This is a genomic window from Clostridioides sp. LIBA-7602 (assembly GCF_056688945.1).
Window position 1 is genome coordinate 3,651,069 of record NZ_CP196991.1, and the last position, 19,546, is coordinate 3,670,614.

Annotated in this window: 18 protein-coding genes and 1 CRISPR repeat array; of the genes, 1 reads left to right on the forward strand and 17 read right to left on the reverse strand. The window is 25.7% G+C overall.

Annotation, left to right across the window (positions count from 1 at the left end; all coding sequences use genetic code 11):
* Window positions 1-15: 15 nt before the first annotated feature.
* The 17 genes from ACTG45_RS17005 to ACTG45_RS17085 all read right to left on the reverse strand — a co-directional run bounded on the left by ACTG45_RS17005 (window position 16) and on the right by ACTG45_RS17085 (window position 18,492).
* Entirely contained in the window at window positions 16-873 is an 858-nt protein-coding gene (locus ACTG45_RS17005; protein WP_479919467.1) for a hypothetical protein, read from the reverse strand.
* A gap of 279 nt (window positions 874-1,152) precedes the next feature.
* Window positions 1,153-2,196 carry an extracellular solute-binding protein gene (locus ACTG45_RS17010; protein ID WP_479919468.1) on the reverse strand — a complete coding sequence of 348 codons (1,044 nt, stop codon included), beginning with the start codon at window positions 2,194-2,196 and terminating at the stop codon, window positions 1,153-1,155.
* Window positions 2,197-2,830: 634 nt separating this feature from the next.
* Entirely contained in the window at window positions 2,831-3,031 is a 201-nt protein-coding gene (locus ACTG45_RS17015) for a helix-turn-helix transcriptional regulator (protein WP_021397358.1), read from the reverse strand.
* Between the two features lie 12 nt (window positions 3,032-3,043).
* Entirely contained in the window at window positions 3,044-3,460 is a 417-nt protein-coding gene (locus ACTG45_RS17020; protein ID WP_021386009.1) for a hypothetical protein, read from the reverse strand.
* Between the two features lie 31 nt (window positions 3,461-3,491).
* A complete protein-coding gene (locus tag ACTG45_RS17025) occupies window positions 3,492-3,926 on the reverse strand; it encodes a hypothetical protein (RefSeq protein WP_479919469.1) in 435 nt (144 codons plus the stop codon).
* 836 nt (window positions 3,927-4,762) lie between these two features.
* Entirely contained in the window at window positions 4,763-5,392 is a 630-nt protein-coding gene (locus tag ACTG45_RS17030; RefSeq protein ID WP_479919470.1) for a type 1 glutamine amidotransferase family protein, read from the reverse strand.
* Between the two features lie 78 nt (window positions 5,393-5,470).
* The gene (locus tag ACTG45_RS17035; protein WP_479919471.1) at window positions 5,471-6,433 is read right to left on the reverse strand and encodes a helix-turn-helix transcriptional regulator; all 963 of its coding nucleotides are present in this window, start codon (window positions 6,431-6,433) and stop codon (window positions 5,471-5,473) included.
* Between the two features lie 336 nt (window positions 6,434-6,769).
* Window positions 6,770-8,374: direct repeats of the CRISPR family, unit length 29 nt; unit sequence ATTTATAACTAACTTAGTGTAATTTAAAC.
* Between the two features lie 566 nt (window positions 8,375-8,940).
* Entirely contained in the window at window positions 8,941-10,923 is a 1,983-nt protein-coding gene (locus tag ACTG45_RS17040) for a CRISPR-associated helicase/endonuclease Cas3 (protein ID WP_021385995.1), read from the reverse strand.
* Between the two features lie 10 nt (window positions 10,924-10,933).
* On the reverse strand, window positions 10,934-12,004 hold the full coding sequence (locus ACTG45_RS17045) for a CRISPR-associated negative auto-regulator DevR/Csa2 family protein (protein WP_021362979.1): 1,071 nt from the start codon (window positions 12,002-12,004) through the stop codon (window positions 10,934-10,936).
* Window positions 12,005-12,024: 20 nt separating this feature from the next.
* Complete coding sequence (locus ACTG45_RS17050; RefSeq protein ID WP_021385950.1) at window positions 12,025-13,173, reverse strand: hypothetical protein; 1,149 nt, start codon at window positions 13,171-13,173, stop codon at window positions 12,025-12,027.
* 1 nt (window position 13,174) lies between these two features.
* A complete protein-coding gene (gene cas6, locus ACTG45_RS17055; protein WP_021386075.1) occupies window positions 13,175-13,939 on the reverse strand; it encodes a CRISPR-associated endoribonuclease Cas6 in 765 nt (254 codons plus the stop codon).
* Window positions 13,930-14,577 (reverse strand): CRISPR-associated protein Cas5, encoded by a 648-nt coding sequence (cas5, locus tag ACTG45_RS17060; protein WP_021362982.1) that lies wholly within the window; start codon window positions 14,575-14,577, stop codon window positions 13,930-13,932. Before cas5 ends, cas6 begins: the two co-directional genes overlap by 10 nt.
* Before the next feature lie 763 nt (window positions 14,578-15,340).
* Window positions 15,341-15,619, reverse strand: a complete 279-nt coding sequence (locus tag ACTG45_RS17065) for a DUF6809 family protein (RefSeq protein ID WP_021385959.1) — start codon at window positions 15,617-15,619, stop codon at window positions 15,341-15,343.
* Between the two features lie 249 nt (window positions 15,620-15,868).
* Window positions 15,869-17,203 carry a replicative DNA helicase gene (locus tag ACTG45_RS17070; protein ID WP_021386017.1) on the reverse strand — a complete coding sequence of 445 codons (1,335 nt, stop codon included), beginning with the start codon at window positions 17,201-17,203 and terminating at the stop codon, window positions 15,869-15,871.
* Window positions 17,204-17,215: 12 nt separating this feature from the next.
* The gene (locus ACTG45_RS17075; protein WP_021386102.1) at window positions 17,216-17,959 is read right to left on the reverse strand and encodes a hypothetical protein; all 744 of its coding nucleotides are present in this window, start codon (window positions 17,957-17,959) and stop codon (window positions 17,216-17,218) included.
* Between the two features lie 20 nt (window positions 17,960-17,979).
* Window positions 17,980-18,294, reverse strand: a complete 315-nt coding sequence (locus ACTG45_RS17080; RefSeq protein ID WP_021386028.1) for a transposase — start codon at window positions 18,292-18,294, stop codon at window positions 17,980-17,982.
* A 3-nt stretch (window positions 18,295-18,297) separates the two neighbouring features.
* The gene (locus ACTG45_RS17085; protein WP_021362987.1) at window positions 18,298-18,492 is read right to left on the reverse strand and encodes a helix-turn-helix transcriptional regulator; all 195 of its coding nucleotides are present in this window, start codon (window positions 18,490-18,492) and stop codon (window positions 18,298-18,300) included.
* Window positions 18,493-18,631: 139 nt separating this feature from the next.
* Here ACTG45_RS17085 and ACTG45_RS17090 point away from each other — a divergent pair, with 139 nt between their 5' ends.
* Window positions 18,632-19,492 (forward strand): helix-turn-helix domain-containing protein, encoded by an 861-nt coding sequence (locus ACTG45_RS17090; protein WP_021362988.1) that lies wholly within the window; start codon window positions 18,632-18,634, stop codon window positions 19,490-19,492.
* Window positions 19,493-19,546 lie beyond the last annotated feature (54 nt).

A 19,546-nucleotide genomic window follows, 5' to 3' on the forward strand; every position in this document is an offset into this window, starting at 1 on the left:
GTCTCCACAAATTATCTAATATTTATAAATCTCTAAATATACACATGATGAATCATCATAGATTTTAAATCTAGGAAACTCTATTGCCATTTCATCATCCTTTTCTAGCTTCCTAACTTTTCTATATATATAGTCTATACCTTTAACTTCTGCTATTTTCATCATTTCGTCTTTATCAAAAATCTTATATCTATCATATCCACATGAAAAACCATCACTAGATATCATAATTTTCATTTTATATTCTATATCAATAAATCCACTTACACAATTATCAACAGCATCTTTAGAAAATTCTAAAGCCCAATATCCACCTACAGTATTTTTCTTAAGTCTATTATCTATTATAATTGGCATTACCTTAGCTTTTCTCTCATTTAAGGTAAGGTTTAAAGAGTCTTTGCCATCTTGCATAAAATCAAATACTTTTTTATCAAGCCTACATAGAGTCTCATCTTTTAAAACTTTCACAGATTCATTATAGCTAACTAATAAAGTACAATCTCCCAAAAGTAAATACTCTATCTTATCTTTATAAAACTTTAATATAGAGCATGAACAAGAAGGAATATCTATTGCTTCTATTTCTTTATCACCTATTAATTTGCGATACTCTTTTGTTATTTCCTCAATGCCTTCTTTAATAATTACTTTTAAGCTATCTTCTCTTCCCACATTATCATGAAGATAACTATTCCACCAACTTACATACCATTTGGCATCACTTTCTGTAGAGACTAAGTTCTTATTATTTAAACCTGTAGCTCCATCAAGTACCCATGCTCCATAAGGTGATAAACCTATGATATCTTCGTTAAAATTGCCACTACCTTTATTGCATAATAATTTATAATCACTAATTTTCAGTCCCATTTTTATCTCCTTGCTCACATAAATTGTACCTTTACTATAATTAAAAGTTTTACATAATAAAAAATTTGCTTCAATTGAGCGACTACGTCTAAGAATCACTTCATATCTCCAACTACTTCGTCAGTTGCTCAAAAGCTATTTTATTTAATATTGGTGTATTAGTATCATTTGTTTGTATGAGCTATACAAAAACTATGAGATACCATAGTTCCCTTATACGTAAAATAGCGAGGAAAATCCTCACTATTTTTGTATATAATATTAAATTATTTAATTAGGCTATTTTATAGTTTTATTGTTATCTATTATATCTGTTTCCCATTTTTCAATCCAGTTAGACTGATTTTTTCCAATTACAGACCAATCTACATCCATAGCTTTATATTCTTTCGACATCCACTTTGGTGAATCTTTAAGTGCAGAATCTAATGTCGGAATACGGTTAAAATCATTTGCAATCATAGCTTGAACCTTAGCACTTCCAACAAAATCTACAAATTTAGCTGCTGCTTTTGGATGTGGTGCATTTTTTAAAGCTGCTACACAGTCTGTGATTACTACAGAACCACTCTCTGCATCCACAACTTCTAATGGCATATTATTTTTTTCTCTATTATCTATTATATCACTTAATACTGCAACAGATATAGCAGCTTCACCTTTACCTATTGCTGAATACATAACACTTCCACTATTGTAGTAGTTCTTTATATTTTTATTTAAATCTTCAAGGTACTTCCAAGCTTCATCTTCACTTTTAGTAGTTGAATAGTAATTGATTAAGTTACTAACAGTAGAACGCATAGATGATGATAATGAGTCTCTAGTAACTATTAAATCTTTATATTCTTCTTTTGTTAAATCGCTCCAATCTTTTGGTGCTTTATCAGCTGATAATAGTTTTGTGTTATAAAACATCATTACTGGCGTTTTTATAGTTCCATACCAATATCCTTCTGAATCTTTATAAGACTTGTCCAATTCATTATTCCAGCTTGGTTCAGTCTTTTCATATAATCCTTCTTCTTTTAATTGCATATATGTAGATGTATCTCCACCAAACATTATATCTGCTTGTGGATTATCTTTTTCACTTCTAACACGATCTGCTAGTTCACCTTTTAAGTTTATAAATTCAACATTAACTCCTGTTTCCTTTTTAAATTCTTCAGAGATTGCTCCTAGCATATCCTCTGCATGTGTAGTATATACTACTAATGTATCCTCTAATTTATCACTTTTTGCTGTGCTATCATTGCTACAAGCTACAAGTGATAGTGATATTGCTACAGTTAATAAAATAGCTGCTATTTTCCTCTTCATATTGATTCCTCCCTCATATTCTCCATGTTCATTTTAAATGTTATTATTCTTATAGTCAACGATTCGACAATAATCTATATAATTGTATTTTTCTATAACAACTTATTTTATTATTGTTTTTTTCTATAATTATACCTATTTTTATACATATAATTTTTTTATTAACATTAATCCATTTTTCAATCTGGATATTTTATTTCTTTAAAACCTATTTTAAATATTAGTATTATTATCATTTATATACATAAAAAATGACCTATAAATAGGTCACCTAAAATAATACTTATATAGTATATGAGATACTTTCTTAAATCACTTATTATTTTTTTATCTAGTCCACTTTCAGTAAATAGTGTATGTATGTGTATGGTTTCCATTTTAAGTCTTAATTAAAAGTGTGAACTACTGTAAGACCATATCTCATCCTCACATCTAAGCTTTAAAGTTTTATCTATTATTTATTAATTGGCTGTATATTCACTAATTTTTATCATTTACAGTAGTCTTCTTATCTTAAAATAATTACAACCTAACTTTACTCATACATTATATTATATATAAATATTTTTAACAAAATTAATAATTAAATAACTATATTTTATTAACAATCTTATAAATATTTATATCCTATCTACTAATCTTCTTCAATAAATTCAAACAAATTTTCTACTGTGGTCCCGAATACTTTAGCAATATCCATCGCTAACTTTAAAGAAGGATTATATTTTCCATTTTCTAAGTGTACAATAGTCTCACGTCTTACCCCAACTGATTTAGCAAGTTCGTTTTGTGTCATAAGGAGTTTTTCTCTATATTCTTTAATTTTTGTTTTCATCGATATTGCCACTTAGTTACATATCCCCCTTTTATCAAAGTATATATACAAAATTAATTTAGATAACGATTGTATAAATAAAACTGCAATAAGAATTATACCAGTATCCAAGTTTGATATATTTATATTACTTGTATATGGTGTTGCAAAGAAAATAGCTATTATAACTATAGAGTACATCATTATTGTTATTGCAATCTGATTAACCTTTGATAGTATAAATTTAGATGATTCATCAACTAAATCATTATATTTTTTATTATAAACTGAATAGCATCCAAAGACTATTAACCAACTCAGTCCTGGAAGAGATGCAGTACTTGGACCTTTAAAAATATACTTAGTAGCTAATACAGCTATAAAAAGATAAGTTATTACAAGTAATTCCAATATGAGTTTTGATTTTACACCAGTTTCTGATTTAGACATATAAAAGCCCTCCTTAAAAGTTATATATTCTTTAGTTTTTGTTTTCATTAATATAATTACTTATCCCTCTTTTATCAAAATATATATACAAAATTAATTTAGATAACGATTGTATAAATAAAACTGCTAATAGAATTATACCTATATCCAAATTTGATATATCCAAAGCTCTTGCATGATTAGCTGAAAAGAGAACAGCTATTACAAATATAGAGTACAGCATTATTTTTGATGCAATTTGATCAACCTTTAATAACATAAGTTTTGATGCCTCATCAACTAAATCATTATATTTTTTATTATACATGGAGTCAAATACCCAAAAAACTAATAAGATTATAAAAGTAATCCAAATACCTTCTCCTTTAAAAATAAACTTTTCTAATAATAAGTCTATAAAGAAATAGGATAGCATCAGTAATTCTGAAACAAGATTTGCTTTAACACCAAGCTCTGATCTAGACATATAAAATCACCCCTTAAAAGTTATATATTTATAACACCTCATGTTATAAATATATAACTTTTCCAAATAAATTGCAAGAAAATATTGTAAATACTTAATAACATTTTTACAAGTATAGTCCATAAAAGATTTCATAATAGACATCTAATGGTTACAAATAATATTATAAAATTACTTTTTTATTCACTCCTATAGAACCAACTCTCTAAAAAATTCTTATACCATAAAAATATATTCTTTAGTAAGCATTACAGTACAGTACTAGATTAGTTTATTATATCTATTGTTTCAATCATATCATTTACCAACTATTATCCTAATTAATATAAGATATTGAAATGTATAATTATACAGCCTAAGTTCACTCCAATACATCCTCAAAAATACCTCTTTTTTTGTGGATGAAGTACAGTTGGGGATTTCATTAATAAAATAAAAAATACTAGTCAATATTGACTAGCATTTACAAGTATTTCTAAGTATTTCATTATTTATTTTTACAAATCATTGGACACGAATCTCAGGAATAATACACAGGATTAATTCATTTCATATACAATCCTATGTTTTCATCAAAAATATACGTCACTTTACTATCCCATGATATAATACAACAGAAAAAACTACAATCTATGGTGGTTTCATATATTCTTAGTTATATTAGTAGGAAAGAAGTGTACTCCATATTGAACTAATTATAAATTTTATTATTGGAATTATCATTTCTATTTGTGTTGGTATAAGTACAAATTATATATATGATAAAATTCTAAACTACTTATCTATTGCCATAGAAAAAGTAGTTTAGAATTTGAATTTAAAATTAAATCTTAAATTTATTTATTGCAATTCATTAGTTCGAAAAAATATTTAGAGTCATGAGTTTTATAAAGATTCAACCAAGAACTTAATGCTTCTTCTTTAAAAACATCTAAAACTTTTAAAACTTGTACTGTAAATTCTAATGGTGCAATTCCAGAAGCAGTAATTAAATTTTCATCATTAACCGCAGATTCCATTTTATAATATTTTTCTCCAGAATAACTTGGTATCACCATTTTTAAAAATTCTAAATCATTACTTGTATGATTTCTAAAATCTAGTAAACCTGTTTTAGCTAACCCTAAAGTAGCACCACAAATAGCTGCAACTATAGACCTTTGTTCCAAAGCCTCTTTAGATTTTTCTAATATTTTCTCATGACCTATAGATGTCCAAGTATTTCCCCCTGGCAAAATTAATAAGTCATTACTTTCAGTATTAAGCTCATCAATTGTAATCTCAGGTAAAACTTTTAATCCACCCATTGTTATAATAGGATTTTTGTCAACTCCTACTGTAATTACTTTTAGTGGTTTTAATCCTTTTTTAAAATATCTTCCTGTGTTTAATTCAGCAGTTAAATATCCAACTTCCCAATCTGACATAGTATCGAATACATACATATATACTTTTCTATTTTTCATTTTTTTGCTCCTTCTATAATTAATTAATATACCTACATTGTAAAATAACTTAACTGACATACTCTGTCAGTTAAGTTATTAAATTTGATAATGATTAATTAATTCGAGTAAATCTTCAACCATTTTATCCCTAAGGCTTAATGGTTCAATTATTTGTACAGATTTTCTATAAGGTATAAGTATATTTGGTACATATGTAAATATTATCTCTTCTTGAAGTTTAAATATTGCTTTATTTGGAGTCCTTTCTTTTAAATAATATCCTAGAAGCCAATGCTGACATAAGTTATCTAATGTATTTATCCTTCCTTCTATAACTAATGGTATAATATTATCCTCATCTTTTGTTTCATCCATAATTCCTCTTATAAAAAATTCACTTGCTGAAAATTCCTTTGGTCTATTAAAAGTATTCGATGTTTCTATGACACTACTAATTCTATCTACCCTAAAACTACGAATCTCATTTCTCATTTGACAAAATGCTACTATGTACCAATTATTATTCCAACGAACAATTCCATATGGATTTATAATCCTACATTTTGATTTTTCTTCACGAGCTGTACGATAGTTGATTTCTACAGATAATTCATTTGCTATACTATTTTTTAACTTCTTAAGTACAGATTCTATGGATATTTTTCCAGTTGGTTTTATTACTTCAAAACCTATTAAATGTTTTGTTAAAGTTTCTTCTTGTTTTTGATTTGAATACATTTTTAACTTTGAGGTTGCTTTGTCTAGTGTATCATCTAAGAAACATCCCTCTTCTTTAGCAAATATAGCTGCATGAAGTAACGCAGTTTGTTCTTCTGTATCGAAAAAAAGAGGTGCTTTGATGAAATTATTCAAAAGTGTATATCCACCATTATGACCTGTATCTGAAATTATAGGTACTCCACTAGCAGATAGTGCATCAATGTGTCTGTAGACAGTTCTTATATTTATTTCTAGTTTTTCAGATATTTGTTTTGCGGTGATTTTTTTATCTGAGTTTAGCATCCATAATATGGACATCATATTATCAATTTTAGCCATATAGTTTTACCTCTTCATGTGTGTTTTATAAGTTAATTATATAGGTTATGATTGGTTTTCACAAAAAAATATTAGCAATTTGCTAATATTTTTCTTGGATTTCAATGGTGGAGACGAGGGGAGTCTATAAGTGGTTATTTGATTGTTTTGTTGGTTTTTGTAAGTGTAGGTATATATCTATTTAGTTATGATGTTAGAGCAATCTTTTTGATTGTTTTTTATTGTTTATTTTTGTAGTTGGGGTATTATTGGGGTATAATTTTCTACTTTCTAAGACTCTTGATAATTCAGTAATATAAATCAAACTCTCAGTTAAGTTTCTTAATGAATAAGTAAATTTACAACTAATTTAGTGTAATCTAAACTTGTAGTGCCTAGTTACAACTCTCGACCATTCAATAATTTATAACTAACTTAGTGTAATTTAAACTAGAGTCTTTAGACCTTGCACAGTTTCAAGTATCTACATTTATAACTAACTTAGTGTAATTTAAACTGACAAAGTGGTTAAATATTTGGGTTACATATAAGGAATTTATAACTAACTTAGTGTAATTTAAACTATGTATGAGTGGGTTAAATATCAAAAATATATGGAATTTATAACTAACTTAGTGTAATTTAAACCATATTCTTCTATCCACATCACTTAATATGTCAAAATTTATAACTAACTTAGTGTAATTTAAACTCGCTTGATAATAGCCCCCTTCAAGCGGATTATTTGAATTTATAACTAACTTAGTGTAATTTAAACTTCAACAAAATCATATATATAACTCCATTTCCTCCAATTTATAACTAACTTAGTGTAATTTAAACTTTTCATTTCTACTGTGTGAGAGTCTGGCTCTTTAATATTTATAACTAACTTAGTGTAATTTAAACGATATATAAAATCTCCTTCATTATCTAAAAATCTATAATTTATAACTAACTTAGTGTAATTTAAACAGTCTATACACGAAAGATTATCCTCCCAACGCTACGATTTATAACTAACTTAGTGTAATTTAAACTAGCGAAACTCTTGTTAATGCTTTGTGTAGTGCTATGATTTATAACTAACTTAGTGTAATTTAAACCTGAAACTATTTTATTGAGTAAAATTAATTTTTTATGCTTATTTATAACTAACTTAGTGTAATTTAAACATGAAGAAAATATTAAGATGTATGTGTATCTAATAAAATTTATAACTAACTTAGTGTAATTTAAACTTTATTTAAAAATTATGTTATTCATGGATTTACTTTATTTATAACTAACTTAGTGTAATTTAAACGAAATCTATATTCAGCTATTAAAAGAGGAGATATATCATTTATAACTAACTTAGTGTAATTTAAACTATTTTTATCAGATGAATTTAATGTGTTTTCTTCTACATTTATAACTAACTTAGTGTAATTTAAACGCCCTGATTGTTTAAAGAAAGTTCTACAACTTTTATATTTATAACTAACTTAGTGTAATTTAAACAGAATAAGCACATGCAATTTTTTTTACATTATCTATATTTATAACTAACTTAGTGTAATTTAAACTTGGGTTTGCTTGGAAGTTTCCTTACAACTTGTTTGTATTTATAACTAACTTAGTGTAATTTAAACTCATTTTGAAGTTAAGATGCCAATCTTTATTGATAATATTTATAACTAACTTAGTGTAATTTAAACGTGTACCAGGTCGAGATGGTGACTTATTATTAGAAAAATTTATAACTAACTTAGTGTAATTTAAACTGTGAAAGAAACAAGTGTAAAAACCGTGCAGGACGAATTTATAACTAACTTAGTGTAATTTAAACAAGCTATAAAGCCTAAAACTAATAAATCAAATACTGATTTATAACTAACTTAGTGTAATTTAAACGCATCTTGGTCGTCAGCATCCGGAGTTACAGAGTTCGATTTATAACTAACTTAGTGTAATTTAAACCCCAAATAAAACTACAGTAATTCCAATACTTATAGTATTATTAAAATGAATAATTTGCAGTGAGCCCTAAGTAGTGTTTTTTGGTATAATCAAAAATACAGTTGTAATCTTTGCCATCACTAATTTATAGCCACTTATGTGATTTTTTCGCTCACTGCAAAACCAAAACTACTAAATATTATTTTTAAGACATAATAAATTTAAAAACATATCTAACATAGAATTATTACATACTTTTTGATATAAGATAACAATATAAAAAGATATTAATTAAACAATCAATATCTTTTATACTCAAAATACAAACTATTAAAAACATGTCTATGTCCTTAATTAGTTTTTTCATTATCTAAAATATATAAATATTATCATATGATTTTTATATATTTTAATATAACTTGCTTGTATTAACATTTTAATTCTTAATATCTCAACTAATTTAGTTTAATTCAAACACATAATATAAGCATGGCATTTTATAACTAATATAGTTTAATTTAAATAATAAGCTTCAATATAATTATATATAAAAACATATATATTTACAACTATCTAAATAAATACTCCTAATCAAATTCTAGACCTAATTTATTATCATAACTATAGCTTGTAACAATTACATCATTATCTTCATAAAACATATTTCTATTGGAATTATATCTCTTTACAGATACATTTACAAATAATGAACTAGCTTCCAAGTACATTTTTTGATTTAAAAACAATTTATACTCATCTATTAAACTTTCAGGTATAACACTAATACTATCATTATTAAGCATATCAATACTAGCAGATTTATTCCAGACGCCTACTCTCATATTTCTTATTATAATTTCTAAGGTAGTTTTATGCTTGTTGTATTTATCCATATCTATATCCAGATAGACATTATCTAAATAAAATGAAACTTTACTCTCATTAACTATAGAATTATCTTTATGTATTATCTCTGATATTACTATGTCTGTTCTATTTACTATATCATAATCATATATATTAAGATTCATATCATAATCATATATATATACATTACTTAATTCCTTATTTTCGCCCTTTCTATTTACTCTACCAAATCTTTGTAACAACGAATCAAAAGGAGCTAACTCTGTATAAAGTACATCATAACTTATATCTAAGCTCACCTCTATACTTTGAGTACCTATCAATAAAAAACTTTTGTCTATACCTTCTTCTGCTTGTTCCCTATCTCTAGTGTTAAATCTACCATGTATTAGTTTAGGATTATAACTTTGAAGCTTCCTATATAATTCTTGAGCTAAATCTACTGAATTAACACATATTAATACCCTTTTTCCTTGAATCATATCATTTTCTATTTTGTCTAAACCATCTAGTATACTTTTATTTATTCTATTTAGCTTATGTCTGTTTATTAAATCATTCTTATCTGGCTCAATAATTGTACTTATTTTCAATCTTTCCTGTATTAACTTTTTTAAGCAAGTTGGTATGCTTGCACTCATTATACATATTTGTACATTTAAGTTTTCTTTTAAATATTTTAAGAACTCCAATGTATAACACAATACTCTTGTATCAAAACAATGTATTTCATCAACTATAAATATACTATCTTTTAATTGTGATAGTAACATTTCAAACCTTTTACAAGAAAATATAGACTTTACCAACTGAAATATGGTGCATACATTAATCTGTTTTACACTCTTTTTGTATATCTGATAAAGTTGTTTTATATCTTCTTCATCGCTGATTTTATTCAAAAAATATGGAGCTTTACTATGTAACATACTTACACTTATATTCCTATTATGCAAATTTTCATACAAAGAATTTATACTTGCTGTATATGGAAGTATATAATATATTCTTTTGCTTTTACCTTCATTTTGTGCTATATCACTCCAATATAAAGATGTTGCTGTTTTTCCAAGACCTGTCATAGCCATTATCATTATATCTTCATTTTTATCCATATTTAAGACTTTTTCTTGTATTGAATTATAACTTACACCTTTTGGTAGACTAAAATCTTTAATAGAATTAAATCCTTTATCTATACTTTTAATTCCAGCAGAAGCTATATGGTCACAATATTGCAAGTAACCTTTTAATAATATATTTTCAAGTTTTCTAGTGTCATCATTTCTTGCTCTTGATATTTCCTTTATAAATGGTCTTATATCTTCTACTTCAACATCTAATATTTCCTTTAATTCATTCAATTCAATTTCATAAATAGAATTTGTTATTTGACTAACTAAATATTCTATATCTTTATGGTGAGTTAATATAGCTAACTTCTGACCTCTCTTTAAATGCTTAATACTTGCTGACAATAACTCATGCCTAACCCTTCTTATTGTATTTTCAATATTATCTTGAAAACTTTTTACTACTTTTCCTACATCATGACATACAATTGCCTCATGTAAATCGTTTCTCATATCATAAGATATATTATATATACTAACTAATTGATTCATTATGTAATTCATATCTTCATTATGCTTATCTATACTTATCCCATCTGATTTAGCTTTATACTTATCTAAACTATTCATTATGTTACCTTTATAAAGTTTCTTTTAGAAATTTTTTATAACTCTCAAAAGCTTCATGTACATTTGATATTTTTATAAAATCATATTCTTCAAATTCTTCTTCTAGACATTTCTTTATTTGTTCCTTTTCATTATTAACTTCTATCTCATTAAATGTATCATCATAAAATTTATTTATCCCAATCCATATATCACTTTGTCTAAATTCTTCATTTTGTTCTATAGATTCTTTTAACATCTCTATATCTAATCCATTCTCTTTGACAATTCCTTGAAATACATTATTTCCCCATGAGTATTCCCCCAATATAACAAATTTTGGTTTTGTATCAGTTAAATGATTTGTCTTATTTCCTTCTATGCTTAAGTATTCTAGTGATTTTAGAAGAGCTTCTATTCTTTTAAACTTTTCTTCTTTATCTAACTTTTCAACACCAATTGATTTAGCTTCTAAAGTTGTATAATCTCTATGCTCACTTGCTATATCAGATATATCATATTCTCCTATCTTTCCTATATTAAGATTTGCTATATTTGCATGTACTCCTGAATATACTTCAACTTGATATGGCATACTATCTCCTGTAGTTCCACAAACATTCCACTCCCATTCAACCTTTCTATTTGATACATTTATTAAAGAGTTCATTTGCCATCTTGACTTTCTTTTTTTAGTTATATTTGCTTCATATTTCTTCTTATTTTTTTTATATATTTCTTTTTCTTCATCTGATAATTCATTGTATACATCTTCTTCTATAGATAATTTTTCTGCCATCATAAACCCAAATATATCATCTGTCGCATATTTAAATGGGTTTGGAATCAATTTTACTTGTTTACCATCTTTTGTCTTAACATTTTGTTCATAACCACAAACTTGCTCCATAAATAGCTTCTGATTATATTTTTGACATTGACTTGATATTCTACTTCTATTTCCTATTTTTTTTGTATAAGTAGAGTTCTTATAGGAATTATTTTTCTTTTCTACTTCACTACTACTTCCATTTAATCGTCCACATAAAACCTCTATTGCATAGCCTATATTTAACATTCTATTTGAATTTTTATTTTCCATTTTAACCCTCCATAATATTATTAAATTAAACTTACTAATATTAGATTTTTAATCTGTCTAAAACCTTTTACATCATCTAATTCTATATAATCATCTGTTTCGAATAACTTTTCTCCAGTATCTTCATAATATATTTCATTTAAATTAACCAACCAGCCCTCATATGCATGAAATTTACCCAGCATTTTCAATTCTTTGTAAATTTTGTCTATATCTAAGTTACTCGCTTTTAATTTATCTGTTAGTTTTTTTATTATATCTATTTTAACTTTTTTCAATACATTTACCTCCCTGTTTAAAAATACAATAAGTTCATCAGAAGCTATTTTCTCTCTCTTGTCCAAATTATAGATTTTTCTAAGATAGTTACTTTCTAAAGTACCTCTTAGTACATATATCTCTAGATGTAAATCTTTAAACTCTCTTAGTAATGCTTCTTTTTGCAATTTCATTAACAAATTTACATCACTATTTTTTATGTTATTTACCTGAATATCCTGAGATTGACCAGAGTTATTAAACATATATTGCTCTATATGCCCATCAAATGAGTTATATTTACAAATTAGACTCTCTAATAATTCTATAGTTGAATATTTTTCTTTTTCTTTCTTTGCTCCCAACTCTATGTCAATTAAATTTTCTTGTTGCATCCTGTAAGTGTAATCTTCCATAAATTCATTTGATGTCGAATTGTATAAAAAAGCATACTTACTCACTCTACAATTCAAAATTGAATACATAGTCAATACTAAACAGTATGGACATACATTCAAACCTTGCAAGTTATTAGAAAAATTATAAAATGTATTTGCAACTAAATTAGGCATATAGCTTCTTCCTATATTATATTCTTTATCTTCAATTTTAACTTTAGCTTTATATTGGCCACACAAACTACAATATTCATTTCCTTTGTTTTCAACAAAACCTTTTAGTTTATCCTTTAAAGTAACTTTTCCTTTTGGCTGAGTTAATGTAGAATTACTAAAGCACATACTTTTCAAATTAGAGTATTTTTCGCAACTTACAAATTCTTCAATTTTATCACTCATTAAATCTATACTATTCTCTATGTCTTGATAAGTTATATCATTAATATCTTTATTCAAATAATATGCTAATACATATAGACCATTATCAACAAATACATTGTAACTTCTATCCATATTAAGCCCTCCTAGAAGTTATATAAGTTAATAACCCCATTCCTATACTATTTTTTTCCCCTAGTCCACAATAATAAATAACTTTTTGCATATCCTTATCAGCTTCTACAAATATTTCAAAGTCTGTATATCCAATTACAAATCCTTTACCTTTTATATTAGTTACATATTTCTTTTTTACTGATAATACATCCTCAATATCAAAGTATACTTCACCAGTATATTCTTTATCATATATAAGCTTATATTTTTTCATTAAATTATCATGCAATGCTTTATAAAACTCTTCTTGCATTGGATTTAAATATACTTGCTTTTTACTTTTTAAGTCATATAGGCTTGCTACAATAGGTGACCTTACTTTATAAAGTGTTATACTGTTAAAACCTATTTTTGAATCTTCATCCATATTTGATAATTTAAACTCTATATTATATAATTTAAAAACTTTACATTTAATAAAACCTTTTATTATGTTATTTAATATATCATCATATCCACTTAAAATTAATCTAATTTTTGTTCGAGAATTCAAATGTATTCCTTCTTTTGAATATTTAGCATCTTCAAACATCATTGTATAATTAAATAGCTTAAATACCTTTTTATCTATTTTATAACCTTCATTGTGAAGGCTTAGTGCTTTTCTTCTATCATTACTTTCAATAGCTTCATATATCCTTTTCATTAGCTCATACTGGTAATTGTAATCTAATACAACTTCATTATCCACTGTGAGTATCAAATATCTTCTTACTAAATGCATTTAATTACTCCCCCTTTTTTCCAATTCCATAAGAAAATATTCTGTTTCTCATCTTCATCATAATATTTATTATATTCAAACTCATTATTTTCTCTTACCATTGATGAATATATATCATAATAACCCTTCTTTTCATTATATTCTGTTAATGTATTTATTCTTTTTATCATTCCATCTCCAATATTAATATCTGTATATTGATTGTATCCAACAGCTTCTTTATCTATTAGATTTACTTTAATTTCACTTAAGGACAATACCTTTGCTAAGCAATTTGTCTTACCTAAACATAGCGGTTCATTAAATTCTATATTTTTGTTAATATCTGTATATATGATGAGTTTAGGATTAATTAGATATTCAATAGGACATACATCAGTTTGAAATCTATCACTATCTGTTAATGTCTTTACATTTGGATTTATTTCTTTATATATCGTTTGTAAGTCCTTAAATGTACCATTATGATATATAACATATCCCAGTGTAAAATCATCGATTTCTTCACCATATATATTTTTCAAAATTCCAACGATTGTTGATATTGGTGGAATCTCATATGTTCTTTGTATCTTGCTATGCATAGGAATTTTAAAGTGAGCTATATCTCCAATTATTTCTATCTTATTTAATATCATTTTATCTCCTCAAATATTTAATATAAATTTCGTAATATATGTTTATTTTATAAAATTAGACATATATCTTTAAATGCCTTTATTTTTTTCCACTATTTTACTTCAAAAAACAAAATACCATCAGTCTATTGTATAGGTAGTTTATTATAAAAAAATTGTTTCTCCATAAAATAAGAGTTCAGAATATGCTATAATTTAATTTATATAATATTAAACAATTAAAATTTTCTACAAAGTACAATTTTAATACCTTTTCTAACATATACATTTCATCACACAATTTTACTTATTCTCATACTACACATTACATAATTATTTTTTTTATAAAATTTTTATTATATAATCCCAATCGCCTTATATCCATGTATAATATAAGCGTGACACGGTTTTATTTATTCAACCTACAATTTACATAAAGAAATGAGGTGATAATACATAATGTTTTCTAATAAAAAAATCCGAGAGTTCAAAAAATTCCTAAAAGAATTAACTGAACTCGTCCTTCAAGTTGGCACATTTTTAACTGTTGTAAAAATAGTCATCTTTGGTATAATCTAAAATTTTAAATTAGGAGGGAAGGTTCCAGCTTCCCTCTTATTTAAATTATAGTTGATAATTATTTTAATTACAAATAAAAATTTAATCTTAATACACATAAACTCAAAACAATAATTTTATGTACTATTCAAAGCTTATTTTTCGTTGATAACTACACATTTAATTCCTCACATCTTCAAAAACTCTTTATTTACAATATGTCAAATTAACTATTTAATAATTCAATCATAAATCTGGCTCCTGCCTTAAAACCAAGCTTATAACCAAGTTCTCTTTCAATCTCTATAACTGAATTAAACAAATCATTTAACTCTATCAATACATCCCTTTTCTTTTCTTCTGATAAATTTTTTTCTAGTAATTTGTTAACTTTCTTAATTTCTTTACATCTATCATTATAATACTCATCTTTTTCTAGTACTTTCCTATACATATGTTCATTTATCCAATAATCAAAATATATTTCTATAATTTCATCATACATGTTAGTACCTCCTTGACTTTCATCTGGTACTTAATATATACTTAACTTGTGTAGGTTAGTGTACATTAAGTACCTAATTTATAAAGGTAGTTGTTATATTTATATGGCAACTACCTTTTTCTAATAAATTTTTTAATCTAAATACTATATATTTTAAATCTTTATTGCATACAATTAAGAATTATATACTTTTCTTCTAACACTCCTTAGACAATAGTTTACATATCATCTAATAAATTATGTTTCTTTTCATATCTCTTTTGTCTTCTTACATTCCCTAAAAGAAAACAAACTTCCTATATACCAATAAGGTCTAAAACCTGATTCCCCATCTCTATTTTTAGCAACTATAATCTCACTTAAATTAGCTCCAAAACCTTTTTCTCTACGTCTTAATTCTTTTATATCCTCTATTCCCATTGTCTTACAATAATCAAGAGCCTCTTTCTCTGTAGGTCTATGAATATATATAACTGAATTAGAATCCATATATATTTGTTTTGAACTTCTCATTACTCTATCACCTTTTGGTCTTTCATCCTTCAATTCATCATTCAATTGAGCCAACTGTATAATTGGAATATTAAAGTCTAAAGTAATCTTTTTTATTTGCCTTGATAAATCAGCAAATTTAGCTTCTCCAACTTCTTTACCTTCGTAATCCAAAATCTGAAGATAATCAATTATAACAACATCTGGTTTAATACTTTTTATCTCCCTCTTAATTCCTGATATTGTATTCACTGAATCATTAATATAGAGATTATTCTCCTGATTTAAAGTACTTAAAGCATTTATGTATTTAATTATTTCTTCTTCATTTAGATTTCTATTCTTCATTTTTACAACTGATATTCCAGTTAAAGAAGCTATATTTCTAAACAAAATTTGTATATCACTCATTTCACCACTTATAAAAAGTACTTTTTTACCTTGAAATACTACATTTCTCATTATCTGTAAGGCTAGTGCTGTTTTTCCTCTTCCACTTTTGGCCGCTATTGTAATTAATTCACCACTATATAGACCTCCAATAGTTTCATCTAAAAATTTTATTCCTATATTAATACCTTCTTCAATTTCATCATTTATGTATTCAAAGGCTCTCTCTGATATAGCTGTTATACTAGAATCCTTCTTAACCAATTTCTGATTTACTTCATTAATGTATTTTTCTAATTGATATATAAGTGTATTATCATCTATTTCACCTAATTTGAATTTATTAAATTTATCAATTATATTTCTATTTTTATATTTTTCAATAACTATCTCAATATAATGAGATACATTACCTATAGTTGGAACTATTGTTGATAGTTTTGTCAAATAACTTATACCTCCAACATAATCTATAAACCCCTTTTTCTTTAAATCTTCTGTAAGAGTTATTATATCTATAGGCTCATCCCTTTTATGTATATCTTTCACTGAATTGAATATATGTTTGTGTTCTTGATGATAAAACATATCTTCACTTATTAATATCTCAATCTCTTCTATTTTCCTCGAATCTAGTAAAATACTACCTAATATAGATTGTTCTGCTTCTGTGTTCTTAACTAAATTACTCATATTATCCATAATATAAACTCCCTACCACTTTAATTGTGAATCATCTGGACTATATACCTCTGCATCTACTTTGACATTAATTGATTTATCTTGATAATTGCCTTCTAATATCTTAATAAAATTATTTGGGCTCATTATCCAATCAAAATTTGCCTTCCAACCTTTTTCATTGCTTCCATTTAAAAAGCTAGTTTTACTAACTATATGAATAATTTCTAATACAGTCTCTTTATCATATTCTTTTATCCTAGCATTAATTACTTTTTTTCTAGCTTCTGTAAGTTTCTTTACTTTTGATAGTTCTGTACAAGTAATATTGAATTTTTCTATAATTTCACTGTATATTTTACTTTTTTCATTATTTACATTCTTGTTAGTTGTTAGTTGCTTGTTAATTGCATGTTGATTAGTCTGTTGATTTTCTTCATTAGATTGATATAACTCCCAGTTTTCAATAGTTATAAGCCTATTTTTGTTTGTTGATTCATTTGTTAGAAATCCATATCTTTCAAATTTCTTTAAAGCAGTTCTTACATTCTGAATACTTACATCTTTTGAACACATATTTGCTATACTTTCCAAAGATGTTATTAACTGTCCGGATTTAACTTCATATTCTTTACCTCCATAAACCCATTTATTAGGCTTATGATTAACTGACAGTAATAGGTTTATGAGTATATCTCTTTGTTTGGAATTACAATCTTTATATAGTGGGCTTTCTTTTATCTTTCTATGAAGCTTTATCCAACCTAGATTACTCAAGTACTATCACCCACTTAAACCTATAATTTTATGCCATTTGCATTTTCAATAAACCAATCATCTAGTTTATTTTTTATTATATACACTCTATTATCTATCCATATACAAGGAAATCCTTTATTTTTAGAATGACATAACTGTCTAAATTTTGATTCCCCTATGGGATAAATTTTAGAAGCTTCTTTACATGTGATAAGTTGAGCTTTATCTCTTCTATATGTCTGTATCTCCTTGTACCCTTTTGCCCTTTCTTGTGCTTCTTGTTCTTGTTTGACAAGTATATTCAATGTAGCTTGTAGTGTTTTAAGAACTTCTAGATTATTTGTATCTGCCATACATCATTCCTCCTTATCAAAAAATAATTCTTCTACACTTGTATCTAGTTCTTGAGCCAATTTTAACATCAACATATTACTTGGATTTTTTGATTTACCTCTTTCTAAAGAAGATAAATAATATCTTGAGATGCCAACTTTTTCAGCTAATTCATATTGCTTTATACCTTTTTCAATTCTTTTTAATTTGAGTTTCATTGATTTCCTCCTTTCTTTCATACCCATTTTGTGTATTCTCATTTCTATAAAATATTCTAACACCCATTCGGTGTATTGTCAATATATTTAAGTGTATCAATAGACCCATTTAGTGCTATAATGTATTTGAGGTGAAATTATGATAAATAATACAATTGGAAAAAAGATTAAACAATATAGAAAATCTATAAATATGTCAAGGGATGAGTTAGCTAATAAGATTGGTTGTTCAGTTTATGCTGTAGCTAAATATGAGCAAGGCCAAAGAAAGCCTAGTTTAGATATGATAAAAAAAATATCTACTGCATTATCAATTCCTATAAATAGGCTTATTATTGATGAAAGTGATTTAGATACTTCAACAAATAATTATACTAATTTAAAAGAATTGGATTTAGTTGTAAAAACATTTGATAATTACTCAGCAAAACTCATCGGAAATAATATAAGCAAATTTAGAAATATAAATAATATATCTCTCAAAGAGCTCTCAGAAAAAATAAATTGTTCTGAGAATGAAATTATAAATTATGAGAATGGAACAAAAATGCCTAGAATTGAAATATTAAAAAAAATAGCACTTGCTACTTATACTAAGATTGAAGACTTATTTGGATTTCCATTAGAGGAGATAAAAATAGATAACCAAACAATCCTCTATAGAAATCCCCAAACTGGATATATTATAGATAACTTTCTTATCGATTTTATAAATAAAGATATTAACATAGATAATACTCCAGTTTCTTATTATATAGATAAGTCAGAATTTGATTTAGTAATTCATATATTAAAAAATTATGGTTATGATGTAAAAACAGATTATAAGACAAAGTTTGAAATTGCAGATAATGCAGATACAATAAAACCAATTAGCTTAAGCTTCTCTGACTTCAAAGACTTCTCCAAAAATCTAAATTGGGTGATAAATGGTCTTGTTGAAAATTTTATACAAGAAAACTCTAATGGTCTTATTGAAGATGAGGATGAAGAATATTAATATTGCACATTTTCAAAATATGAGTTTACCTATTAACTTTTATACATTCATAGT